The organism is Sinorhizobium meliloti, from assembly GCF_017876815.1.
Classification (GTDB): domain Bacteria; phylum Pseudomonadota; class Alphaproteobacteria; order Rhizobiales; family Rhizobiaceae; genus Sinorhizobium; species Sinorhizobium meliloti.
The window spans coordinates 1382643-1402404 of the sequence record NZ_JAGIOS010000003.1; the positions used below are offsets into that span (position 1 = coordinate 1382643).

20 protein-coding genes and 6 pseudogenes are annotated in these 19762 nt (G+C 58.6%); 15 read left to right on the forward strand and 11 right to left on the reverse strand.

What is annotated here, in order from left to right:
• Positions 1–25: 25 nt before the first annotated feature.
• The 3 genes and pseudogenes from JOH52_RS35700 to JOH52_RS33185 all read left to right on the forward strand — a co-directional run.
• Positions 26–883: a peptidoglycan-binding protein gene (locus JOH52_RS35700; protein WP_234704696.1), complete on the forward strand. Its 858-nt coding sequence runs from the start codon at positions 26–28 to the stop codon at positions 881–883.
• A 120-nt stretch (positions 884–1003) separates the two neighbouring features.
• A complete protein-coding gene (locus tag JOH52_RS33180; RefSeq protein WP_013845271.1) occupies positions 1004–1243 on the forward strand; it encodes a hypothetical protein in 240 nt (79 codons plus the stop codon).
• Positions 1244–1565 (forward strand): annotated as a pseudogene (locus JOH52_RS33185) (phage holin family protein); the annotation flags it as partial.
• A gap of 67 nt (positions 1566–1632) precedes the next feature.
• On the opposite strand, the gene JOH52_RS33190 reads toward JOH52_RS33185, so the two are convergent.
• The 4 genes and pseudogenes from JOH52_RS33190 to JOH52_RS33200 all read right to left on the reverse strand — a co-directional run bounded on the left by JOH52_RS33190 (position 1633) and on the right by JOH52_RS33200 (position 3333).
• Entirely contained in the window at positions 1633–2154 is a 522-nt protein-coding gene (locus JOH52_RS33190) for a hypothetical protein (RefSeq protein WP_014528036.1), read from the reverse strand.
• A 94-nt stretch (positions 2155–2248) separates the two neighbouring features.
• A pseudogene (locus JOH52_RS33195) lies at positions 2249–2490 on the reverse strand (hypothetical protein).
• 195 nt (positions 2491–2685) lie between these two features.
• Positions 2686–2912: pseudogene (locus tag JOH52_RS35705) on the reverse strand (hypothetical protein).
• Positions 2913–3129: 217 nt separating this feature from the next.
• On the reverse strand, positions 3130–3333 hold the full coding sequence (locus tag JOH52_RS33200) for a cold-shock protein (protein ID WP_014528033.1): 204 nt from the start codon (positions 3331–3333) through the stop codon (positions 3130–3132).
• Between the two features lie 486 nt (positions 3334–3819).
• On the opposite strand from JOH52_RS33200, the gene JOH52_RS33205 reads away from it, so the two are divergent.
• Positions 3820–4413 carry an NUDIX hydrolase gene (locus JOH52_RS33205; RefSeq protein WP_017267115.1) on the forward strand — a complete coding sequence of 198 codons (594 nt, stop codon included), beginning with the start codon at positions 3820–3822 and terminating at the stop codon, positions 4411–4413.
• 550 nt (positions 4414–4963) lie between these two features.
• Here the strand turns inward: JOH52_RS33205 and JOH52_RS33210 are convergent.
• Positions 4964–5759, reverse strand: a pseudogene (locus JOH52_RS33210) (alanine/glycine:cation symporter family protein); the annotation flags it as partial.
• Positions 5760–6220: 461 nt separating this feature from the next.
• Here JOH52_RS33210 and JOH52_RS33215 point away from each other — a divergent pair.
• Positions 6221–6670, forward strand: coding sequence for a Ros/MucR family transcriptional regulator (locus JOH52_RS33215; RefSeq protein WP_013845279.1), 450 nt, complete (start codon positions 6221–6223; stop codon positions 6668–6670).
• A 208-nt stretch (positions 6671–6878) separates the two neighbouring features.
• Here the strand turns inward: JOH52_RS33215 and JOH52_RS33220 are convergent.
• Positions 6879–7639 (reverse strand): IS5 family transposase gene (locus JOH52_RS33220; RefSeq protein ID WP_086017833.1). Its coding sequence is split into 2 segments (ribosomal slippage): positions 6879–7312 and positions 7312–7639, totalling 762 coding nucleotides; the frame shifts between segments, so codons are not numbered across the junction.
• Positions 7640–7754: 115 nt separating this feature from the next.
• Here JOH52_RS33220 and JOH52_RS35710 point away from each other — a divergent pair.
• A pseudogene (locus JOH52_RS35710) lies at positions 7755–7913 on the forward strand (cytochrome P450); the annotation flags it as partial.
• On the opposite strand, the gene JOH52_RS36385 reads toward JOH52_RS35710, so the two are convergent.
• Positions 7860–8216 (reverse strand): class I SAM-dependent DNA methyltransferase, encoded by a 357-nt coding sequence (locus JOH52_RS36385; RefSeq protein ID WP_017266118.1) that lies wholly within the window; start codon positions 8214–8216, stop codon positions 7860–7862. The pseudogene JOH52_RS35710 and the gene JOH52_RS36385 sit on opposite strands and share 54 nt — an antisense overlap.
• Before the next feature lie 101 nt (positions 8217–8317).
• On the opposite strand from JOH52_RS36385, the gene JOH52_RS36060 reads away from it, so the two are divergent.
• The gene (locus JOH52_RS36060) at positions 8318–8446 is read left to right on the forward strand and encodes a hypothetical protein (RefSeq protein ID WP_014531042.1); all 129 of its coding nucleotides are present in this window, start codon (positions 8318–8320) and stop codon (positions 8444–8446) included.
• Between the two features lie 165 nt (positions 8447–8611).
• Here JOH52_RS36060 and JOH52_RS35720 read toward each other — a convergent pair whose 3' ends face one another.
• Positions 8612–8806 (reverse strand): NAD-binding protein, encoded by a 195-nt coding sequence (locus tag JOH52_RS35720; RefSeq protein WP_227692153.1) that lies wholly within the window; start codon positions 8804–8806, stop codon positions 8612–8614.
• A gap of 1007 nt (positions 8807–9813) precedes the next feature.
• Between JOH52_RS35720 and JOH52_RS33240 the strand changes: the two genes are divergently transcribed.
• The 3 genes from JOH52_RS33240 (at position 9814) to JOH52_RS33250 (ending at position 12859) form a co-directional block, all read left to right on the forward strand.
• A complete protein-coding gene (locus JOH52_RS33240; protein WP_014531045.1) occupies positions 9814–10506 on the forward strand; it encodes a flavin reductase family protein in 693 nt (230 codons plus the stop codon).
• A 919-nt stretch (positions 10507–11425) separates the two neighbouring features.
• Complete coding sequence (locus JOH52_RS33245) at positions 11426–12034, forward strand: hypothetical protein (RefSeq protein WP_017265675.1); 609 nt, start codon at positions 11426–11428, stop codon at positions 12032–12034.
• Between the two features lie 369 nt (positions 12035–12403).
• Entirely contained in the window at positions 12404–12859 is a 456-nt protein-coding gene (locus JOH52_RS33250; protein WP_014531047.1) for a transposase, read from the forward strand.
• Between the two features lie 424 nt (positions 12860–13283).
• Here the strand turns inward: JOH52_RS33250 and JOH52_RS33255 are convergent, their stop codons facing one another.
• Positions 13284–14732: a DUF1254 domain-containing protein gene (locus JOH52_RS33255; protein ID WP_003537352.1), complete on the reverse strand. Its 1449-nt coding sequence runs from the start codon at positions 14730–14732 to the stop codon at positions 13284–13286.
• A gap of 181 nt (positions 14733–14913) precedes the next feature.
• Here JOH52_RS33255 and JOH52_RS33260 point away from each other — a divergent pair, with 181 nt between their 5' ends.
• A complete protein-coding gene (locus JOH52_RS33260; protein WP_014531049.1) occupies positions 14914–15639 on the forward strand; it encodes a helix-turn-helix transcriptional regulator in 726 nt (241 codons plus the stop codon).
• A gap of 61 nt (positions 15640–15700) precedes the next feature.
• Here the strand turns inward: JOH52_RS33260 and JOH52_RS33265 are convergent, their stop codons facing one another.
• On the reverse strand, positions 15701–16015 hold the full coding sequence (locus JOH52_RS33265; RefSeq protein ID WP_014531050.1) for a hypothetical protein: 315 nt from the start codon (positions 16013–16015) through the stop codon (positions 15701–15703).
• Here JOH52_RS33265 and JOH52_RS35725 point away from each other — a divergent pair.
• A pseudogene (locus JOH52_RS35725) lies at positions 16000–16242 on the forward strand (hypothetical protein); the annotation flags it as partial. The gene JOH52_RS33265 and the pseudogene JOH52_RS35725 sit on opposite strands and share 16 nt — an antisense overlap.
• A gap of 201 nt (positions 16243–16443) precedes the next feature.
• Here JOH52_RS35725 and JOH52_RS33270 read toward each other — a convergent pair.
• A complete protein-coding gene (locus JOH52_RS33270) occupies positions 16444–16695 on the reverse strand; it encodes a WGR domain-containing protein (RefSeq protein WP_003537129.1) in 252 nt (83 codons plus the stop codon).
• A gap of 530 nt (positions 16696–17225) precedes the next feature.
• On the opposite strand from JOH52_RS33270, the gene tnpA reads away from it, so the two are divergent.
• The 3 genes from tnpA (at position 17226) to JOH52_RS33285 (ending at position 19737) form a co-directional block, all read left to right on the forward strand.
• The gene (gene tnpA / locus JOH52_RS33275) at positions 17226–17672 is read left to right on the forward strand and encodes an IS66-like element accessory protein TnpA (RefSeq protein WP_014531097.1); all 447 of its coding nucleotides are present in this window, start codon (positions 17226–17228) and stop codon (positions 17670–17672) included.
• Positions 17669–18022 (forward strand): IS66 family insertion sequence element accessory protein TnpB, encoded by a 354-nt coding sequence (gene tnpB, locus JOH52_RS33280; protein ID WP_014531098.1) that lies wholly within the window; start codon positions 17669–17671, stop codon positions 18020–18022. Before tnpA ends, tnpB begins: the two co-directional genes overlap by 4 nt.
• Positions 18023–18084: 62 nt before the next feature.
• Positions 18085–19737 (forward strand): IS66-like element ISRm14 family transposase, encoded by a 1653-nt coding sequence (locus tag JOH52_RS33285; protein WP_017266328.1) that lies wholly within the window; start codon positions 18085–18087, stop codon positions 19735–19737.
• The last annotated feature ends 25 nt before the right edge of the window (positions 19738–19762 follow it).

The following is a 19762-nucleotide window of genomic DNA, read 5'->3' on the forward strand; positions in this document are numbered from 1 at the left end:
GGACAGATACGGCGACCGGTTCGGCATGGATCGGCCGCACCGGCTCGCCCAGTATTTCGCCCAGCTCATGCATGAGAGCGGAGACTTCCGCTACGATCGCGAGATCTGGGGTCCGACGCCGGCGCAGCAGCGCTACGACACGCGCACCGATCTCGGCAACACGCCTGAGAATGACGGAGACGGCTTTCGCTACCGCGGCTGCACCGGCATGCAGCTCACCGGGAAGGACAACTATCGCCAGTTCCGCAACTGGTGCCGCGCGGCTGGCCTCAGCTGCCCGGACTTCGTCAAGGATCCGGATGCGGTCAACACCGATCCTTGGGAAGGCCTGGTGCCTCTGTTCTACTGGGACACCCGGGATCTGAACCGCTGGGCCGACGAAGGGGACTGTGAGACCGTTACGAGAAAGATCAACGGCGGAAAGAACGGCCTCTCCGATCGCTTCGACCGGCTTGCGCGGATTTCGCTCGTGCTCCTCGGCTACCGCGCCGATAACGTCCTTCAGTTCCAGGCTGACCAGCGCCTGCAGGTGGACGGCGATGTCGGACCGAAAACCCGTGCTGCGATGCATACGGCGCTTGTAGCTCTCACCCCGGGCGAAGCGGCACGGCCGGAGGTCAAAGCCGCGCCGGTGACCGAGGAGAAGCCGGTCCCGGTTCCTGTAACACCGCCGAGCCTCGATGCGCCGTGGTGGAAGTCGAAAGAGGTGATCACGCCCTCTGTCATCGGCGGCGGCGCTTCGCTGGTCACGGCGATCGGCGGCATACCTTGGCAGAACCTTCTCCTGATCCTCGTCGCCTTCGGCGGCATTGCCGGCTTCCTCTACTGGCGCAAGAACGCTGATCGGAAGGCCGTGGCGAAACAGGTCGAGGGGATGGCGTGATGTTCTCCACGCCTCGCCTCATCGCGGCTGCGGCCGCTCTCGCCATCGTTGTCGCCGTCGTTGCTTGGATCTACCGGCATGGCGACGATGACGTCAGAACCTCCATCGAAAGGCAGAACAATGAAGCTGGCCGCACTGCGGACGATGTCCGTACTCGCTTTGACCTTTGCCCTGCAGGGATGTGGGACTTCGCCGCCGGCAAGTGCCGACGGTCTCCGCCGGGTGGTGCGCACTGATCTGATCGGCGCGCGCGGTGCGACGCCGGAGGATCAGCGCAAGATCGACCGGACCGTCGTCGGCATCTGCGCGGCGGCGATTTGGACGAAAGCGGAATGCGCTAGACACGGGGAAGGGCGCTGAATGTCGCAGAAATATTCGTCTCTGATCGAGCTGCTCAATGCCTGGTTCGGCGGCGCGGCGACGACGATGATCGGCGCGATGGTCGGCCGGCTGATGTGGCACACGAACGAAGTCCGGAAGATGCGCCGGAAGTTCTTCGGAAAGGAGCTGCTCTGGGAAATGCCGATCGCCGTCGGCATGGCCTTCATCGGCGAGGTTTTTGGCGTCGTGGTTGGCGCTGGAGCAACCGATGGCAACGGGACTCATTGCTGCGCTCGCCTATCTCGGGCCGCGCGGGTCCGAGGTGCTGTTCATGCGGTGGTTTGCGGCGAAACTCGACAGGCAAAGGCTGAGCGGCCTGAACGCGCTATTGCCTGCGGCCTCAGCCATGGGGCCTTTTTGTGCGCGGCTTAGCCATTCCATATCCTGGGCCAAGCTGTGGACAGGCGCTTCTTTGGCCGGCGGGGCCGATTAAGAAGCGGGAAGAACGCAACCCAGAGATACAAAAAAAGGAAGCTGAACAGCCCTGTCGCTGCATTCTTCTTCAGGTCGGTTTCGCTCCAATTGAGCGCCAGCATTCTACCGATGATGAGAGCGCCAGCGACATACGTCCCGTAGTAGAACATCGCTATCCTCTCCTTAGATTTGCGGATCCAGGCCTCATAGAGGCGAGTTTCCCCGCCCTGTCGCTCCTCGAGCCACTCAGCCTCGCTGCCGAAGAGGGTATTGTCGTTTTTCACACAATAGATGGCGACCTCTTCAGGTGTCGGGAGAACGATAAACATGGGCTTGTAGAGTTTACGGCGTACCCGCCCGGGGATGCTGATCGCATACATGACGCCCTTGCCCAAAAGCGCCAGTAGGTAAAGGATTGTTATGATTGCTGTTGCGGCCGCCGATAGATCGGCCAGTGTCTTCAGAACGTCACTCATTGCGCCCCGCGCTAACTATTCCTGGTGCAACCTAGTTGCGCAGGCCGAGTTGATCAACCAGTTCTCGATTTTGTCCTCGGATGGTTGCGACAACTCAGGCTGGCTGGAGCGCTCTCTTCCGAGGCGTTCGGCTGCCATCTCCGTCGTCATCATCTTCATCAGGTCACTACCCTTGCCAGTCGTCGCCAAGCACTGCCTTTGCCTAGCTACCGTCGAGACGCGCGATGAGCATCTGAGCAGCTCGTGCTCTGAAATGCCGCTCTCCGGCGGAAGGTATACGGCGATGTCCTTCTGGCAATCCCAGATCAGCTGCTTCAACTTCTCTTTGTCGGCCATAATCCGCCTCCTCGGCAGGTGAACACGTCACCAGGCATGAGGTTCCCACCCTTGTCGGCAGCCGGTCGGCTCCTATCCTTCATGGTTGCTCGTGCAGGCCCCGATAGGCTGCTGTGCGAATGGCATTGTTGAAGATCCGCATTGACTCGCGCAAATTGTCGGCGGCTTCACGTTGTTCTTCTGTAACTGTTACTGTCATAGCTCGCTTATTCCGCGCGTCGCTCGCGCGGTCAATGGCGCCTGGGTGGTCAGTCCGGTTTTCCAATCGGGCCGATGCTTAAAGCAGAACCGAGACGGCTCCGACCGACCGACGGCGGAGCCGAAGCTCTGGTGCAGCCCCGGTGCTCACAGTAGTGGACATAGGGGCCGGTCTCGAAATGGGGCTTGGCGCTGTGTTCATTACTCGGCCTGGCGAGACCGATCCGGTGGGGACGCGGTCGAGCAACGCCATGTCGGTAGTCGTTAGTTCCGCCATCGATCTGCTCGCGAAATTTCTTTCGCTAGCAATTTGGCGCGACACCGGACCGGTATGCAATCACGGAAGCGGGAATCCCGCGTTTTTCGTTTTGCGCTACGATGTTAGTAGCCCGTCTTGCGGCAAATGTACATTGCCGCAAGACGGGCCGGGGCGACCCTGCTTCAAAGAATGCTGACGTTCTCGGCTTTCGACTTGCCGGTCTTGCGGTCTTGTCCCAGCTCGTAGCTGACCTTCTGGCCATCCTGAAGAGAACCGCCAAAACCGAGCGCCGAGATGTGAACGAATACGTCTGGGCCGCCACTGTCAGGGGTAATGAAGCCAAAGCCCTTGTCTTGGGCGAAGAATTTTACGGTGCCAGTTGCCATCTTGTCCTCGTTGGTTGCTGAGCATCCCTCGCAATACCGGTCAATGCCCGGGACGGCAAGAGGTCTCAAGGCGAGCAAATCCTTCGATGACTTTTAGCTAAGCTAGGTATTTTGCTCGAATGCCTGTTCCCCAATTCGGATGGCAGGAGGCGCCGACGTGCTTCAATGGCTCGAAATGGTATCGGCGTGAAGTTTTCCTTTTGTTAGGGATATTTGGCCAGAACATCAGAGGAGCGGCATGATGCCGTTCGGAGGCGCTGATGGGCTACGATTGGACCGGCAAGCAAACGCGCCGGCGGAAGATACTGCGCGGATGCGCGATCATCGTGTTTGCAAGCACGGCGTCCGCTTTCCTGGCAGCTGCGCTTCTACACTGATGGCGTGCACGCGAGGCCCCATGGGTGGCGGCCGCCAAATCGGCGGCCTCCAGGCTCGACTTGTGACCCTCTTTCTGATCCATTGCTCGGACGCAAGGACGGAGAACTCATGAAACTTCTGCAGCGTGAACTTCGACGCGACGTTTTGTGTGGGTTCTATAATCGGTTCTCCGGCAAAGACATTTCTTTGATTACGCAGCACCCTAGCTGGTGCGCCGCAATGAAAAAAGCGGATCGCTACCTCGCGAGACTTGCGCCCCATGCGAGCTCACTGATGAAAGGTGGTGCCGCCCATCAGATCGGAGCAATCTGTTACCGGACCAACGAAACGGGCGCCGTTGAAGTCTTGTTGATCACAACCCGCGATTCTGGGCGGTGGACGATTCCGAAAGGTTGGCCCATTAAGAACCTGAAGCCACATCAGGCGGCAGAAAGAGAAGCGTGGGAGGAGGCTGGCGTAGCCGGAAAAGCGAAGAAGCGAGCTCTGGGCTATTTCACGTATCTAAAAACTCTCGGCGACGGACAAACAACGCCATCGGTCGTTGAGGTGTTCAGACTGAAGGTGGACGAACTGCACCTCGAGTTCCCGGAACGAGGAGAGAGGGAGGTGGCGTGGCTGTCTCCAGTCGAGGCCGCCAGGCGTGTGCAGGAGCCGGAACTGAAAGGGTTACTGATGCGCATGCTCAAACAAGCGCTTCGATAGATTTCCCGCCACTAGAAATCTGCTTCCGCAAAGCTCCTTGCTATCGTTTACCGGCAAGGCGTCAGGCGATCGAGCTCAGGCGGCCCGGTGGTTCGGAATTTTAGCGCCGCTCATCCGTTTCGTTCGAATACCATTTTACAAAGCGCCCGACTAAGTTACAGAGGGCCTCCCGGTCGGGAACGGGTGCGATGGTTGTGAAATGCTGCTGTCGGACGGGTCGGACGGCAATCTTAGGCCCGTCGCTGGTATGCGCCGCAAGCGCGCCAGCCGCCCGGTTTAGGCGACCGAGTCTTGCGCTTTGACGGCAAGTTTTTTTTACTCGGATGAATCAGTCTCTCTGAGCGCTGGCTATGCGGACCGCCTTGCTCAGATCTGCAATCGCAGTCGCCGAATGGCGGTAGAAACCGAGCTTGAGCTTCGACAAAGCCGTCATGGCGTTGATCGAGCGCGCCGACTAAGCGCGCGAGAGCGGATGCATGCGGTTCGCGAAAGCTTTGCACCTGCCGCGTGCTCAGCGCGGGGACATGTGCCGCCGGTTGGCACCGCCGCATCAGACGCGTGACCAGATCCCGTGGTCGATCTTGCCTTGCAGCTCCGGGTAATCCGCAGCGTGGAAAACCGGTGCGAGACCCTGCTTCCGCTGCTTGAAATAGTCCTTCGTCAATTTCGCGATGGTGCCTGAGAGGAGCAGGATCGCGATGAGATTTATCGTCGCCATCAGGCCCATCGAGGCATCGGCTGCGTCGAAAACGGTAGCAATGCTCTCGTAGGCGCCCCAGACCACCATCACTAGCGTGGCGCAGCGCATGATCGTCAAACCCAGGCGATTGCCGGCACATCGCGATTGCGATGAAATAGGTTCCGGCGGCGCCAATGTGGACATTCATTGCGGCTTGCGTGAGCTGCGTTCCGGTGATGCTGGAACCGGGGTCAAGCGTTCCCGAAAGCAGGATCATCACCGATGTCGCCGTGCAGATCAGAATCGTGTCGATGAAGACACCGAGAGACTGAACGAAGCCCTGTGAGGAAGGATGATGCGGCACAGGAGTGGCAACGGCCGCAATGTTTGGAGCCGAACCCATGCCGGCCTCGTTGGAGAAAAGACCGCGTTTGACGCCGTTAAGCATCGCCGCTGCAATTCCACCTGTGACGCCACCGGCTGCTTCCTGCAGGCCGAAGGCGCTCGAAACTATCGTCCAGAGAACGTGAGGCACCAGCGCCGCATTGGCGATCAGCACATAAACCGCCATGAGCAGATACGTGACCGCCATGAACGGCACGATGATTTCAGCAACACGGGCAATCTGCCGGATGCCTCCAAAGATAACGACGCCGGACAGCAACGCTTCGCCAAAATTAAGGCGCAGGAAGTATCGCCGAAAACGACTAAGCTGCCATCGTCAGAAGAGCACAGAGCCTTGTCTGCGGCGGCGAATGATGGGGCAGCGAACAGAAAACAGGAGATCGCTACGGATCTGATGGAGACGCGCTTCATCGGTGACCGCGTCTTTCGTTCAGCGCCTCCGTCTTGAGCCTGAGCTTCTTCCCCTCGGATCCCCTTCGTGTGGCGTCAGACTTGCCGACCGCCGCGCGAATGGTTCGAGGCCAAGACCCAGTTCGCCGCTGTCTTCGGCGAGAGATTCGTCAGTCAATGACGAGAGCGGCCGCCTCACGCACAGAATTCCTGACAGTCCCCGGCAGAACCTGTCGATAAGTCTTGCTTTCTCGTACACTGCCTTCCTTCCGACCGAAATATCTGCAGGTTGCATGCTCGATCTCAATTTGTAACAGCTTGTGGAGAAGATCATTGACGGAATCGCGCTCAAACGAACTAAGGCTTGAGCTCACCAGCCGCATCGTGTCCGCTTACTTGAGCCGCAATGTCATTGCTCCCAGCGAACTCCCCCATCTTATTCAGCAAACCTACGGCTCGCTGGGCAAGACTTCTGAACCAGCGAAAACTCCAGCCACAGTCGAGGAGCAACGCCCCGCCGTGCCGATCAAGAAGTCTGTGACCGACGACTTCATCGTCTGCCTTGAGGACGGCAAGAGTTTCAAATCTCTGAAGCGACACTTGATGGCAAAATTCGCTCTCACGCCTGAGCAGTATCGAGAAAAGTGGAAGCTCCCGGCCGAGTACCCGATGGTAGCTCCGAACTATGCCAGAAAGCGATCCGAGCTCGCACGCGCGACCGGCCTGGGAAAGAAATCGGCGGCAAAGCTCTCCCCGTCTCTGCAAGCGGTAAGATCGGTCTGAAGTTCGGCTGATACCGTGAGGCGAGAGTACCGATCGCAAGCGGGTACGTCACCAAAGGAGGGAAATCCAATGACCGACTGGCGAGACCTGACCGAAGAAGATGCTATTCACACGGCGGTGGGCGAGCACGGAAAAGACGCCACGGACATCGGTAGCCTACTGCGCTCTTGAAGCGTAGTGGAGTGGACACGCTAGGAAGTGTGGACAGTTATCTGATCCATAGGACGATTGCTGCGATAGTGACGACTGCGAGGTAGTTTTCGGCCGTTTTTTCGAAGCGTGTGGCGACCCTGCGGAACTGCTTGAGTCTCGAGAAACGGCATTCGATCAGGTGGCGCTGGGCATAGAGATGCTTGTCCAGCGGGTATTTTTGCGCGCGGGAAGGATTGTTGGGGATCACCGCCACAGCGCCTTTATCAGCGATAGCGTTGCGCAGGCGATCGCTGTCATAAGCGGTGTCGGCCATGACGATGTCGGCGGGTAGGCCCTCGATCAGAGCATCGGCTTGCGGCGCTTCGCCCTTCTGGCCCGCGGTCAGCCTGAAGCGGACCGGGCAGCCGAGACCACGCACAGCCATGTGGATCTTGGTGCTCAGGCCGCCGCGAGAACGGCCAAGGGCTTGATCTTCAGCCCCTTTTTTGCGCCGGCGGCGTGCTGATGGGCGCGGATGATAGTGGAATCAACTATCAGGTATTCTAAGTCCGGATCGTCCGACATCGCGGCGAACATGCGCCACCAGATGCCCTTCTGGCTCCAGCGGCTGAAACGGCGGAAGACACTGTTCCACTCGCCGAACACTTCCGGCAGGTCACGCCAGGGCGAGCCGGTACGCACAATCCAAAGCACCGCTTCCACAAACATGCGATTGTCGCGGCCCGACGAACCGCGCGTGCGCTCGTCACCAATGATGTGATGCGATATCCGTTCCCACTGCTCGTCCCGAAGGATCAGACGATCCAAAACACCCATGACTGCCTCCAAAAGACAGTCTTGAATCTGATTTGCTCAGCCTTGGGAATCCCAAGAGTCCACACTTCCTAGAGTACCGCTTCTGGTTCGGACTCTTTTCTGAAACTTGCGAAGCGCGGCGGTCCGTGAGGGCAAGGCGACCGAAGAGGAGGCGATCGGCCCGGCGGCTGGCATGCTGGTGGCGGGGCACGAGACCACCGTCGCGCAGATCAAATTCGGCCTACTGGCCATGTTCCGCCATCCGCAACAAGTCGGCAATGTCCATCTGGTGGAATGTCGCGCCGGGGACACACTCCCGGGCGAGTTTCACCATCTCGCCTGAAAGATCGATCCCCACGACCTCGAAACCGGAGGCCACGAGCTGGCGCGCAGTTGGTAAGCCGGTACCGCAGCCCAGATCCAGAACCCGAGCCCCGGTCGGCAAGGACCTGATCAGCCAATCGCCCGCTGAGACTTGACCCTGTTTGTTTGGAAAGGCTTCATCATAGTGAGCGCCAATGGCATCGAAGGCTTCTGCCGGGCCGTCGCGATTGATTCGGAGGCTGTCGTAGCCGCCCGCTCTGTGTTGATTGTCCACTTGAATTAACCTTCCTTAGAACGATCTGGATCGGATTGCCGGCACGGAGATCAAGTTCAGAGCAAAATCCCTGCGAGACAGGCGCAGGCGGATGCTCGGTCATGAAGTCACCGGCTTCCAGGGCGGCTGGCGGCGCTGATCGCCTGACGGAACACGGGGTGGATAACATCGCCGGCTGCGAGGACCCTGCCGAGGTTGTCATCGTCGGCCAGGTATCGATCTTGATGTAGCCGGTCCGGCCCACCTCTACGTGACCGCGAAACCACGCGGTTGCTGGATCGTGACAAGACGAAGCCGCGTGTGGGCAGCTCCTTCACTTAGCCTGTATGCACGTTTCGGATCCGAACGGCGGTCACTGATTTCCGGCGGCTCGCGCTCTCTGAGAACTTCGTCGATCACTCGGTTCCAGATGACTCTAACCTTAGCTTTGAGCCAAGAGGCGGTCCCGCAGGATCGACTCTGCTCGGAAGCGATGTCGATGGATGAACGACCGTGACCTTGGAGGCAAGATTCGACAGATGGAGCGCCTCCTGCACTGCTGTGCTGGCGCCCCCGACAACGACCTTGCTTCTGGTAGAAAAAGCGATCACAGGTGGCGCAAGAAGGCACGCCAAATCCTTTGCATGTCATTTCCGAGGGAAGGTCAAGCCAGCGAGCCTGGGCTCCCGTTGCGATGAGGGTTGCCTCGGCGATGTACGTGCGCATCTGCTCCATCAGTAAAGGTCCTTCGATTGATCCAGCGAAACCTGGGAAGTTCTCCACATCCGTCGTGATGATGACCTGGCCGCCGGCCCGCCTCACGAAGGAACTGTTTGGGGTTGACGCCGGCAACCCAGATGGCGGCTGTATCATCCGGCCGATCCCGCCCCGATGATCATGACTACATGCCGTCCTTTCCCCTAGAATCTCGATATTTCCTCGCTGTTTGAACCATTTCTGTCTTAGGTGACGTGAATGGCCGTCGGCAGTTTGCGCTTCTCGCTAGTAAGTCACTCAAGAGTCGTGCCAGGTCGTTGGAGTGTGAGCCAAACACGAGAAAAACCGGCGCCGGAGCAGGCCGCCGCAAAGCGGACAGGTGATACGCGAGCCGAGAAGCTGGCGCCGAAAAACGGGCCCCGGCTCGTGATTTGCCGGATGACGGCATGAGCACAATTGTACCGGTTCCTTGGTAGTCAGGCGCCCTCGACAAGGGGCACAGGTTTCCAAGATCGTCTCGAAGCCGCGTTGAATGACCACGAAGAGGAGCGCTCAACAACGCCTTGTAAGATTGTCGCAAGCCACCTCCGAGATAGAAATCACCCACCCACTGCTTGGCGCCAATTTGAAGCGCCTACAAATTTTTTTGTCGACGCGGTGAGGCGCTTGGTCGGGGATCAGGTCCCGCATTGAAGAGTCGCTTGACAGCTACATAATATGGCATACCATAAGACATAATTTAGAAGGAGCACTACACGCAGGGGAAGTGCGGGAGGTCCTCAAGTCGACAGAACGGCCCTATGGTTGGCGACCCCCGGCGGGCCGGGCACATGGTGAATCTGCCTGAGGAAGCCGTCTATGCGACGATGGCAGAATGGCTGGCGCGCAAGGAGGGAATGACATGAAGGCGGACGTTTTCGACCCGAGAGCTTTGCGCGAGGCGTTTGGAGCGTTTCCAACCGCAGTGACGGTCATAACAGCCAGCGATCCGGCGGACAGACCGGTTGGTTCCACTGCCAGCTCCTTTACGTCTGTATCCTTGGATCCGCCGCTGCTGCTCGTTTGCCTTGCCAAGACTGCGCGCGACTACTCGACAATGACCGCAGCCGAGCACTTCGCGATCAACATACTGTCAGAGGCGCAGAAGGATGTGTCCATTAAATTTGCCCGCCTCGCCGAAGATCGCTTCGCTGCTGTCGACTGGGCGAGGGGTCCGAACGGCTGTCCGATATTCGCGCAGGTGGCGGCGTGGTTTGAATGTTCGATGCATGATGTCATCGAGGCGGGCGACCATGTCATGATGGTCGGTCGCGTGACGGCCTTCCAAAGCAGCGGCTTGAACGGCCTGGGCTATGCTCGCGGCGGCTACTTCGCTCCGAGCGTCGTGGCAGAGGCCAATTCCTCTGCAGCGGGCGGAGAGATCGGCGCCGTCGCGGTGTTGGAGCGCCACGCCGCGCTTTTCCCATTGGGCGACCAAAATCGATCCCTTCCGAGTTACAGCGCCGGGGGCGGTGACCCAGCAAAGACGCTGGCGTCCCAGCTCGAACGATCGGGACTGAGCGTCCACGATTGGTTTTCTCTGCTCGATCTATAAGGACAAGCGGACCGGCGACGGGTCTACTAAAGCTCACGAGCAGCGGCATCTCAAAAGATCGGGTCTTCCTCATAGGCGGAACGGTCGGGTTAGGAAAGCAGGACAGCTCTGGTTGTCAAAGCGGGCCAGCCCCCTTTGGCGCCGAACGAATTCGAAGGCGAGAACGGTCTCCAGGGTGGACCGGTAATTCAAGCAAAAGCTAAAGAGCCGCGGTCCTGAGCAGCCCCTCTGAGATAGACCGGTCCGCTGCATTCAACACTTCAGAAATACCGCGCGTCATTGCCGCCCGGGGTCTCTTACCGGCTAGCCTCGTCCGGTGTTGCGCTAGTAATCTTGTTCCAGTTTGTGAACAATGTCCAAAAAAGGAAGTCCTGCGGATAGGCGGAGCTGGGTTTATGGGAAAAGCCAACCCTCTTGTCGGGGCACTCCCGGTGAGATTGAGACTTGAAGCTGCGACGGCGCTTAAACGGTACAATAAGGCAGAATGCCACGCCGACCGACTTCGACAGCGGAAGCACGAGCTCGATGGGCAAGCGCGAGCGCTACTGCAGGTATGGGTTGATCGTCAGGCTGCGAAGGCGCCTGCAACAGAGCTGGACGCAGTTGCAGCCAGGTATCGGATAATTGTGGAGCAACGTTGCAGTCTATTGCGTGAATTGGTAGACGCTGAACGCGCTCTCCTAGCCGCATTTGAGCGTGCACAAGCGGTCCTGCGGAAGCTAGGTTTTGGCCGAGCGTCGTAGCTGCCTTAAAATCGAATGCCGTGCAGTGTCGCCTATTCTGTACTCTCGTCATCGCATCATGTACCGATGAACTTGTGGCACGGGCTCAAAGAAGCAGCCCTGCCGAACACAAAAGATTACCGGTGAGTGCGAAAGCTCAACAGGATAGCAGTCCGGCTTGCTCAGGTGGGGACATTATGAAAACACCGTGGAAATTCCTTGCGCGATTGAACTTGGGGCGGTCATCGGCGAAAGCGCAACCGAGTTCATCCGGGAATGAAACCGGTTCCAAAACTCTCGAGATCGAAGTGGAGCATACGTCCGCGCTCCCATCGAGTCCGACTGTGGCTGCCAACCCACCTGTTCAAGATGAGGACGTCTCAATTGATCAAGGGCCGATCGCATCGGACAAGGCGGAAGGCAGAAATGATGTCGCACAGGTGTTAGAACCTCCGGCCGGTGCTGACGAGGCTCAAGCAAGCGTGCGTGATGAAGCCGGCGATTCGGGCACCGAAGCGAGTTCGCTGGTTGAGAAGAGCGCGCCAAGCGCAAAGTCGCAAAGCAAACCGCGGATCAGGCGTGGAGAACGCGGGAAGAGTGCCAACGCCGCCCGCGTGGCTGCGCAGAGCGCCGCCGCCCCAAAGCGTCACGACAACCTGCAAGCAAGGTCTTCACGTGAGTTGTTTCTTCATGAACTGGCAACACTCGACGAAGAAATCAAAGCGCTTAGGATTCAACTCGCTCAAAAGCTTCATCTGCAGAACGTTCAGCTGAAGACGATGCTTGAGCGACTCGGAATTACGTGAGGTCGGGGGAGCTGGTTTCAAGTGCGAACTTGCTCATCTTTACTCGGCGGGAAGCGTTCGCCGCTATTCAAATTGAATGACTGTGGGAACAGCAATCGCCGCAGCGTGTATTCGCCGACGCGCTGCGCCCCAGGACAGCCCAGCAACAATACTCAAGCCCAGGTGGTCGCCGACCCTGCGTTATAAGCATTGATCAGCTTTGCTGCGAGCGCTTCAGCTTATACAGACTTGCGTGGCCGGTGACCCTAGATCGTCAGGCGCTAAGTCTGAACCAACATCAACGATCCGTAAAGCAGGACTCTGATGGTTGTGTTGACTCTGTCGGGCACTCGGCCGAAAACAGGCGATGATTAAAGGAGGGAATTGCTGATGGCTGACGAGAGTAATACAGGACCAGTTGCTGCGGCTGTAGAGGCGGGCGCTGAAGTGAAAGCACCAACGGCCAAGAAGCTGAGGTCGCCACGGCCTCAGAAGGCGGCTGCCGAACCAGCTCGACCAAAGGCGCCAGCCGCTAAACCCAGGAGGTATAGCGAACAAGAGAGAAACGACAAGCTTAAGCTGATCGAGACGCAAGTCAGCGAAGGCAACACCCTCAAGAACGCCATACAGAGCGCCGGCATACCAGAGCAAACCTACTATCATTGGAAAGGTGCTGCGAAGATTTCCGCGCAAAAAGACGATAAGGCCACCGAGCCCCTATCAGCCGGCGACGAGTTGGCAGATCTTGTCGAGCTGGAAGCGGAGAACCAGAAGCTCCGCAAGCGACTGGCGGAGAAGCTGCGAGGGGAAAATGCCGAACTTCGCAAAAGGCTCGGTCTGGACTAACCAGAAACGGGTGTGCGCGAGGCACATTTGTGTCCTGCGTATGCACCAGAGGCCTATATTTGCTCCCCGTTGATTCTCGCTAGCAAACGACTCCTGCCGTCCCAGCTCTTACTGGGTGAAGGCCCGACCTTCGACCGCGCCGGCAGTCGGTGTCGGGCGAAATGAAAAACTGAGGGGGTCAATTCCTCGATTCGCTTGACAGTCGGAATGTCAACGACTTTCGCCGGCTCGAATTTCTGCACGCTCATCCGCCGACTATCGCCGACGTCTTTCGGGCTCTCCAGCAAAACTGCCTGTACCCGCCGAAGGCACACGCGCCTGTTGCGCCGTCGCAAAGGGATCCTTGCGACAGCTTGTCCTTCTCACCGGCTCGACCAAAACTGGCCCCTCTTAAGGAGAAGTGCAGCCGTTTCCAGAAATGCCGCTAAATGGCCTTCTCAATGTCAGGCAGGCGCCACGACTTGTCGAAATATGGCTCAAGCGGACCGAACAAGCGGAAATACACAAACCAAGCCTTACCTGGCGTTGTCGGTATCCAGTTCTGCTCCAGGCCTTCCGGAGTCTGCGGTCCCATAACAATCTCAATCGAGCCGTCGTCCTGGACCTTAAGCTTTTGCCGTGAGGAACGATCCACGATCTGTTGCTTGTTCTGAATGAGACCGCGCGTCTCGGTGTCGTAGAGCGTGATCGACCAAAAGGTCTTGGCGGGGACATTGGCTGGAACCCGCAACCGGTAAGATTTTGCGCCGTCGAAAGCGTGTCCGTCGGGATCACTGTAGGCGGTGAGGTATGCCGAGCCAGTTCCGGGTGTCTTGGTGAGAACGGCGGCGGAAGTGCCTGTGACCTCGTAGAAGAACGCCGTACGTTGATCAAGCAGAGTACCATCCGGCCCGTCCTGTTCGTTGACAAAGTCCTGAGGGATCAAATATTCCCAATGCGTATCCTCCCTATAGCGCATCCCTGGAATGCGCTTGCTGAAAGCACTGGCCTTCGCCATCGCTTCGCCGAGGTTCGCAGCGTTGTCAAGTAGCTCTGTCTGCCGGTCGTTCGGAGAGAACGATCCGCCATAGGTAACGCCGAGCGGCTTCAACATAGCGGCAAAGAAGCGGTCTCGATCCTCGATCTGCTCACCATCCAGCGCCTGAATCAACGACTGCCAGTATGCGAGGCCTTTAGGATGAGCCATGCTGGTCAACTGGCCCTCCGTCTTGAATCTAAGAAGCGCGGTCACTCCATTCCCTGTGGCGCCAAGCGGATAGACCTGAGTCTTAGAGAAAACAGCCTCGACCTTCTTGAGGTCACTATCGAGGCCCCGGCAGAACATCAGGACTTTGTTGGTGCGGGAACGCAGCAGTTTTGCGCCAGCGGGGGGATTTTCCGGCGCTTCATGCGCCGGACCAACCACTACGAATTTCGCTCCCTTGCCGCCATCTGGGCCCGAAACGCCGACATCAATGAGCGGACGATCCCACCAGTCGATCAGTGAACCGGCCGTGGCGCCTTCGGGATAGTCGATGACAATCGGTCCTTCTGTAAGATCAAACCACGCGAACACATAGGGCGTCGTCACATTCGACCCGAGCATGACGCTGACGTCCCGATACCCGGCAACAAGCACGAGATCGCCGCTCCTCGCTTCGGCGTTGTCGACAAGCATCCGGCGCGCACCTTCCATTCCGACGATCGGAACCGCCCAGAGATAGCCCTGCACTGCGCGTTGGAAATCCATCGTATCATAGAGCTTCTCGACCGTATCTGGCGTTGGAATTCCGAGGTCGAACTCCAGATCGGCACCCTGCGGGACGGCTTTGGCGGTAGCATCGTGTGCCGTCGCCGCGCTAGGGCCTCCAACAATTGCAGCAGACGAAGCCATCTTAAGTGCGTCCCTCCGAGTGATTTCCATCGAATAATACTCCTAGTGTTCGATTTTCTGTACCTTTACAACAGACATGCTGTCACCATGGTGTCAGCATAGGCAGCCATAAGCGATCGATTAGTTGAACGGCCTCACGACGTGAGGTCGGCCCATCTCACTGGGAAGCAAAAGGGACGTTATGCGTAGAGCAGACAGACTACTTCAGATCATACAGATCCTACGCCGCGAACGCAGACCGATCAGTGGCCGCATCATCGCGTCGGAACTGGAGGTGTCCTTGCGAACGATTTACCGCGATATCGCGGCGCTGGAAGCATCCGGCGTGCCGATTTTGGGCGAGCCGAGCGTCGGGTACGTGCTGCAGGATGGCTACGATCTGCCACCACTGATGTTTTCGACGGACGAGTTGGAGATCGTCATGCTGGGATTACGCATGGTCGGAGCGCGGGGAGACATAGAAATCAATACCACAGCGCGCGACGTTGTCGCCAAGATCGCTGCCATTTTGCCGGATGCAAAGCGTTCTGAATTCTTGAACGCCCCCTTACTTGCGCCTGGGCCGGAGGTCTTACCGGAGGACGGCCCCGTGCTGCTCCAATTGCGAGGTGCGATGAAGGCTAATCGCAAGGTAGAAATACTGTACCACGCCGCGGACCGTGAGCCTGGGCGGCGCGTTATTTGGCCAATCGTTATTGCATTCTTCGATCGCGTCCGGGTGCTCGCCGCGTGGTGCGAGCTTCGGGAAGCGTATCGGTATTTCCGGACCGATAGAATGCTAGAAGTCAATATGCTTCCTGCGAAGATCCATCGCTCGCGAAAGCGGATCTACGCGGACTGGTGGCATCATGAAAAAATTGAACAAAGGTTAGGTATCGACGGCATGGGTGTTGTCCCTCGCGCCTAGCGCCAAAATGCTGCGCCGCAGTTTTGTGTCACGACCGATTTGGATTGATTAGGCGGGAAAGTTACAGCCCGTTTGGGCGTTCAGAGCCATCAGGGGACCTTGCCGGACGAGAACGCGAGTGTCGTTGTTTCCAGCGCCGGCGATCCTCTGGACGCTCACACCACGCAAAATTGCGCGGCAGGTCCTCGCGGATGTGCTCAAGAATCGTGTCGATGTTTTTCAGCGTTGTTTCGCGGTCATGGATCGACAGATAGGTCAGGTCGAAACCGAGTGCCGCGGCATGTTGCGGTAGAAGAGGTTGACACCCCAACCAAATGAAATCATTGGTACAGCAATCTCTAATCAAATACCAAGCGACACCAGCGTCGAACGACATCAACCGGCACTCCTCGAAAGCGCACCCTCGCGCACGCGATCGCGCACAATTCGGAGGTTGGGAACTAGGATCGAAAGCAGGCCGGGACTGTCGACAATTCGATCTCCGTCGACGAGCTTGCCACGCTGGACGTAGACAACAAGCGCCTCAAGCGGTTACTGGCTGAACAGCTTCGTGCACAGAACCTTCGGCTGAAGAAGATGCTGTCACGATTTGACGCCGAATAGCGAGGCCGCAACACTGGCCTCGGCGCAAAGAAACCCGCTGGCGTCACCGCCGTGTCGTCGTGGCGTTACACTACTGAAGGGGGTGCGGCTACTTTGAGCCAATCGGACGCGTCTGGCATCAGCCCACCGCACCACCGAACATGGCGACCCGCCGCAGGGTCCGAACGAACTCAATATCAGAGGCAGGCACGCCTTCAGAGATCAAGAGAGCGGTTGGGGCATGTAGCCACGGGCTCGCTTCTGGCGAGCCAAGAAAAGGAAGTGGCTGATCGCTTGGAGGTCATCCTCAAACAAATCAATGCGCTCCTGACCGCGAGTGCCGATGCGACCCCAGCGACGGACCAGCGCGGAGCCGCCGAAGAGATCCGGTTCGATCGACATGGCGTAAAAGCGTGCCATGTTTTTAGTGGTGTCGATTCGTTGAGCATATAAGCGGAACCAGTGCTGGGTCATGCCCTCAAGATTCGTCGCTTAAGGTCCAGCTGTCCAACAACATTTATGAATCTATGATCGCCAAACGATTCATGAATTTGATGCGACGCTCGGGGAGTCGGCGCCACTCCGCTGTACGACTCCCTTCTCGCTCAGTGCTTTGTGGCGTGTGTGATGCCGTTTCGTCGCGCTGGGCGAACTTCAGTAGGGCCTGCAAAGACGACCCGAATAGAAGAGTTCCGGCGCACTCCCGTTTTCCACTCCGCCCAAAGGGGCGGAGCGAAGCAGGCGGAGGCCTGAACGCGCTTTCAATTTGCGCCGAAGAGAAGGCCGGAGATGGGGTATTCGGCTTGAGCCAGCCTCCGAACGACGGAGTGAATGTGCTGTCCCTCGAGCTGAAGGTGTAACGTGGCCCTATTGGACCTAACCACGAACCTCACGAAAGGACGCGCAGCATGAAATGTAAGCGCCGTCTCCGCCCCATTGGATAGGCTGTATTTTGAGGCTGGCTGGGCGTGCGAGAAGGTTTCCAGGACTATCTGGAGATTTGCATGGCAGATGATGGATTTGTTGGGCGCTACGAAGTTGTCGAGCCGCGCCGCGGAAACCGGCGTTGGCCCGATGATGTGAAGGCGCGGATTGTCGCGGAGAGCCTTGAGCCGGGTGTTCGAGTTGTTGATGTCGCGCGCCGTCATGACGTTGTTCCGCACCAGCTTTCCTTCTGGCGTCGGCAAGCGCGCGAGGGCATTTTGGCGCTGCCTTTTGAGTCTATGCCGGGCCTATCGGAGAGCGGCGATGCCGAGCCTGCATTTGTGCCTTTGGCGATTGCGGCAGAGCCGAGCGAGGCTGTGAATGTTTTGGCGCCGCTGAAACTGCGGGAGGCGGTTTCGTCAGTCTTGACGCTCACGATCGGCCCGGACGTTGTGATGCGGGTTCCCGGCGATGTATCGGTTGAACGTGTGGCGGCCCTGGTGCGCGCCATTCGAGGGACGGCATGATCGTCGCGGGCCAACGACTGCCGATCCTGGTTGCAACGCGGCCGGTGGACTTCCGCTGTGGGCATCAGGCGCTGGCTCTGATGATGCAGACCGAGTTGAAGCTCGACCCGCATTCCGGGGTGACGGTGATCTTCCGGTCGAAGCGCGGTGATCGTCTGAAAATCCTGGTATGGGATGGCACCGGCATGGTGCTAACCTACAAAATTCTTGAACATGGAAGCTTTGCCTGGCCCAAGGTGCAGGATGGGACGATGCGTCTTTCCAGGGGGCAATACGAAGCTTTGTTCGAAGGTCTTGATTGGCGACGGGTCATGGCGCAACGGGTGACCGCGCCGTCGGCGGCAGGGTAAATATACGGCTGCCTTTGCATTGTTTTATTTGGCTTTTTTGTGCTGCCTTGCTATAAGGCCGCATGTCGTCACCCCTTGATCTCAGCCTGTTTCCGAACCTTCCGCCCGAGGTGGTGAAGGCGTTTGCGGCGATGCAGTTCGAGCTGTCGGTCGAGCGTGCTGCACGTCAGCATGAGCAGGCTGTGGTTGCCGAAAAGGATGCGTTCATCGCCGAGCTGAAGGAACTGGTCGAGAAGCTTGAAGGTCAGGTTCACGACTATCGGCGCACGAAGTTCGGGCCGAAATCGGAAAAGCTCGATCCGGCGCAGATGGAACTGGCGCTGGAAGACCTTGAAACGGCAATTGCCGAAACACAGGCGCGGATTGCCGCCGTCGAGAAAAAGATCGAAGCCAGCGCATCTGATCCGGAAAAAGTCGCTCCTCGCAAGGAGCGTAAGGCCCGTGCACTGCCCGAACATTTGCCGCGGGTCGAGCGGGTGATCGAGCCTGAGAGCATCGTTTGTCCCTGCGGTTGCGGCAACATGGTCCGGATCGGCGAAGACCGGACGGAACGGCTCGACCGGATTCCGGCGCGCTACGAGGTGATCGTCACGATCCGCCCGAAATACGCCTGCCCCAAGGGTCGAACGGGCATCGTCCAGGCCAGAGCGCCGGCGCATCTCTTAGAAGGGAGCTGGCCGACCGAAGCCCTTCTGGCTGAGATTGCCGTCTCCAAGCATTCCGAACATATGCCGCTCAACCGGCAGGCCGAGGTCATGGCGCGACACGGGGTGCCGATAGACCGCACCGTCCTGGCCGATTGGATGGGCAGGACGGGTGCTGCGATCGCGCCGGTGGTCGACCATATGGCCAAACGGCTGCTGTGGGAAAGCACGCGGCTTTATGTCGACGAGACAACGGCTCCGGTGCTTGATCCGGGGCGAGGCAAAACGAAGACCGGTTATCTATGGGCCGTGTTGCGTGACGATCGCGGCTGGAATGGCTCTGCGCCGCCAGGCGTGGTGTTCCATTACCGGCCCGGGCGTAAAGGCGAATATGCCGCTGAAATCCTCGACGGGTTTAACGGGACAATCCAAGTGGATGCCTACGGTGGTTACTCTCACCTCGCCACGTCGGACCGGGTGGGTGGCGATCCCTTGAGGCTGGCTTTCTGTTGGGCGCACGGGCGCAGAAAGCTGATCAAGGCCACGCCAAAGAGTGGATCGCCCATCGTCGACGAGGCGCTGGTGCGGATCGCCGCGCTCTACAAGATCGAAGACAGCATCCGTGGCTCAGATCCCGAACATCGCCGGGCAGTTCGACAGGAGCTGTCCCTCCCGCTGGTGGACGCGTTCTTCACCTGGCTGGCAGCGCAAGCCAAGCGCATCTCACGCAAGTCTGACCTCGGAAAAGCCCTGGCCTATATGCTAACGCGGCAGGACGGCTTCCGGCTGTACCTGGACGACGGCCACGTCGATATCGACTCCAACCTGGTGGAAAACGCGATCCGCCGACCCGCCATGAACCGCCGCAATGCGCTCTTTGCGGGGCACGATGAAGGGGGCCGCAATTGGGCCCGGTTTGCCAGCCTGATCGGCACTTGTAAAATGAACGGCGTTGAGCCCTACGCCTATCTGTGCAACCTCTTCACCCGCCTCGCAAACGGCCACCTCGCCAAAGACATCGATGCCCTGATGCCATGGGCCTATGCCGCTCGCATCCAGGCCTCACAATGAGCTCGTCAGATACTCTTCGGTGAGC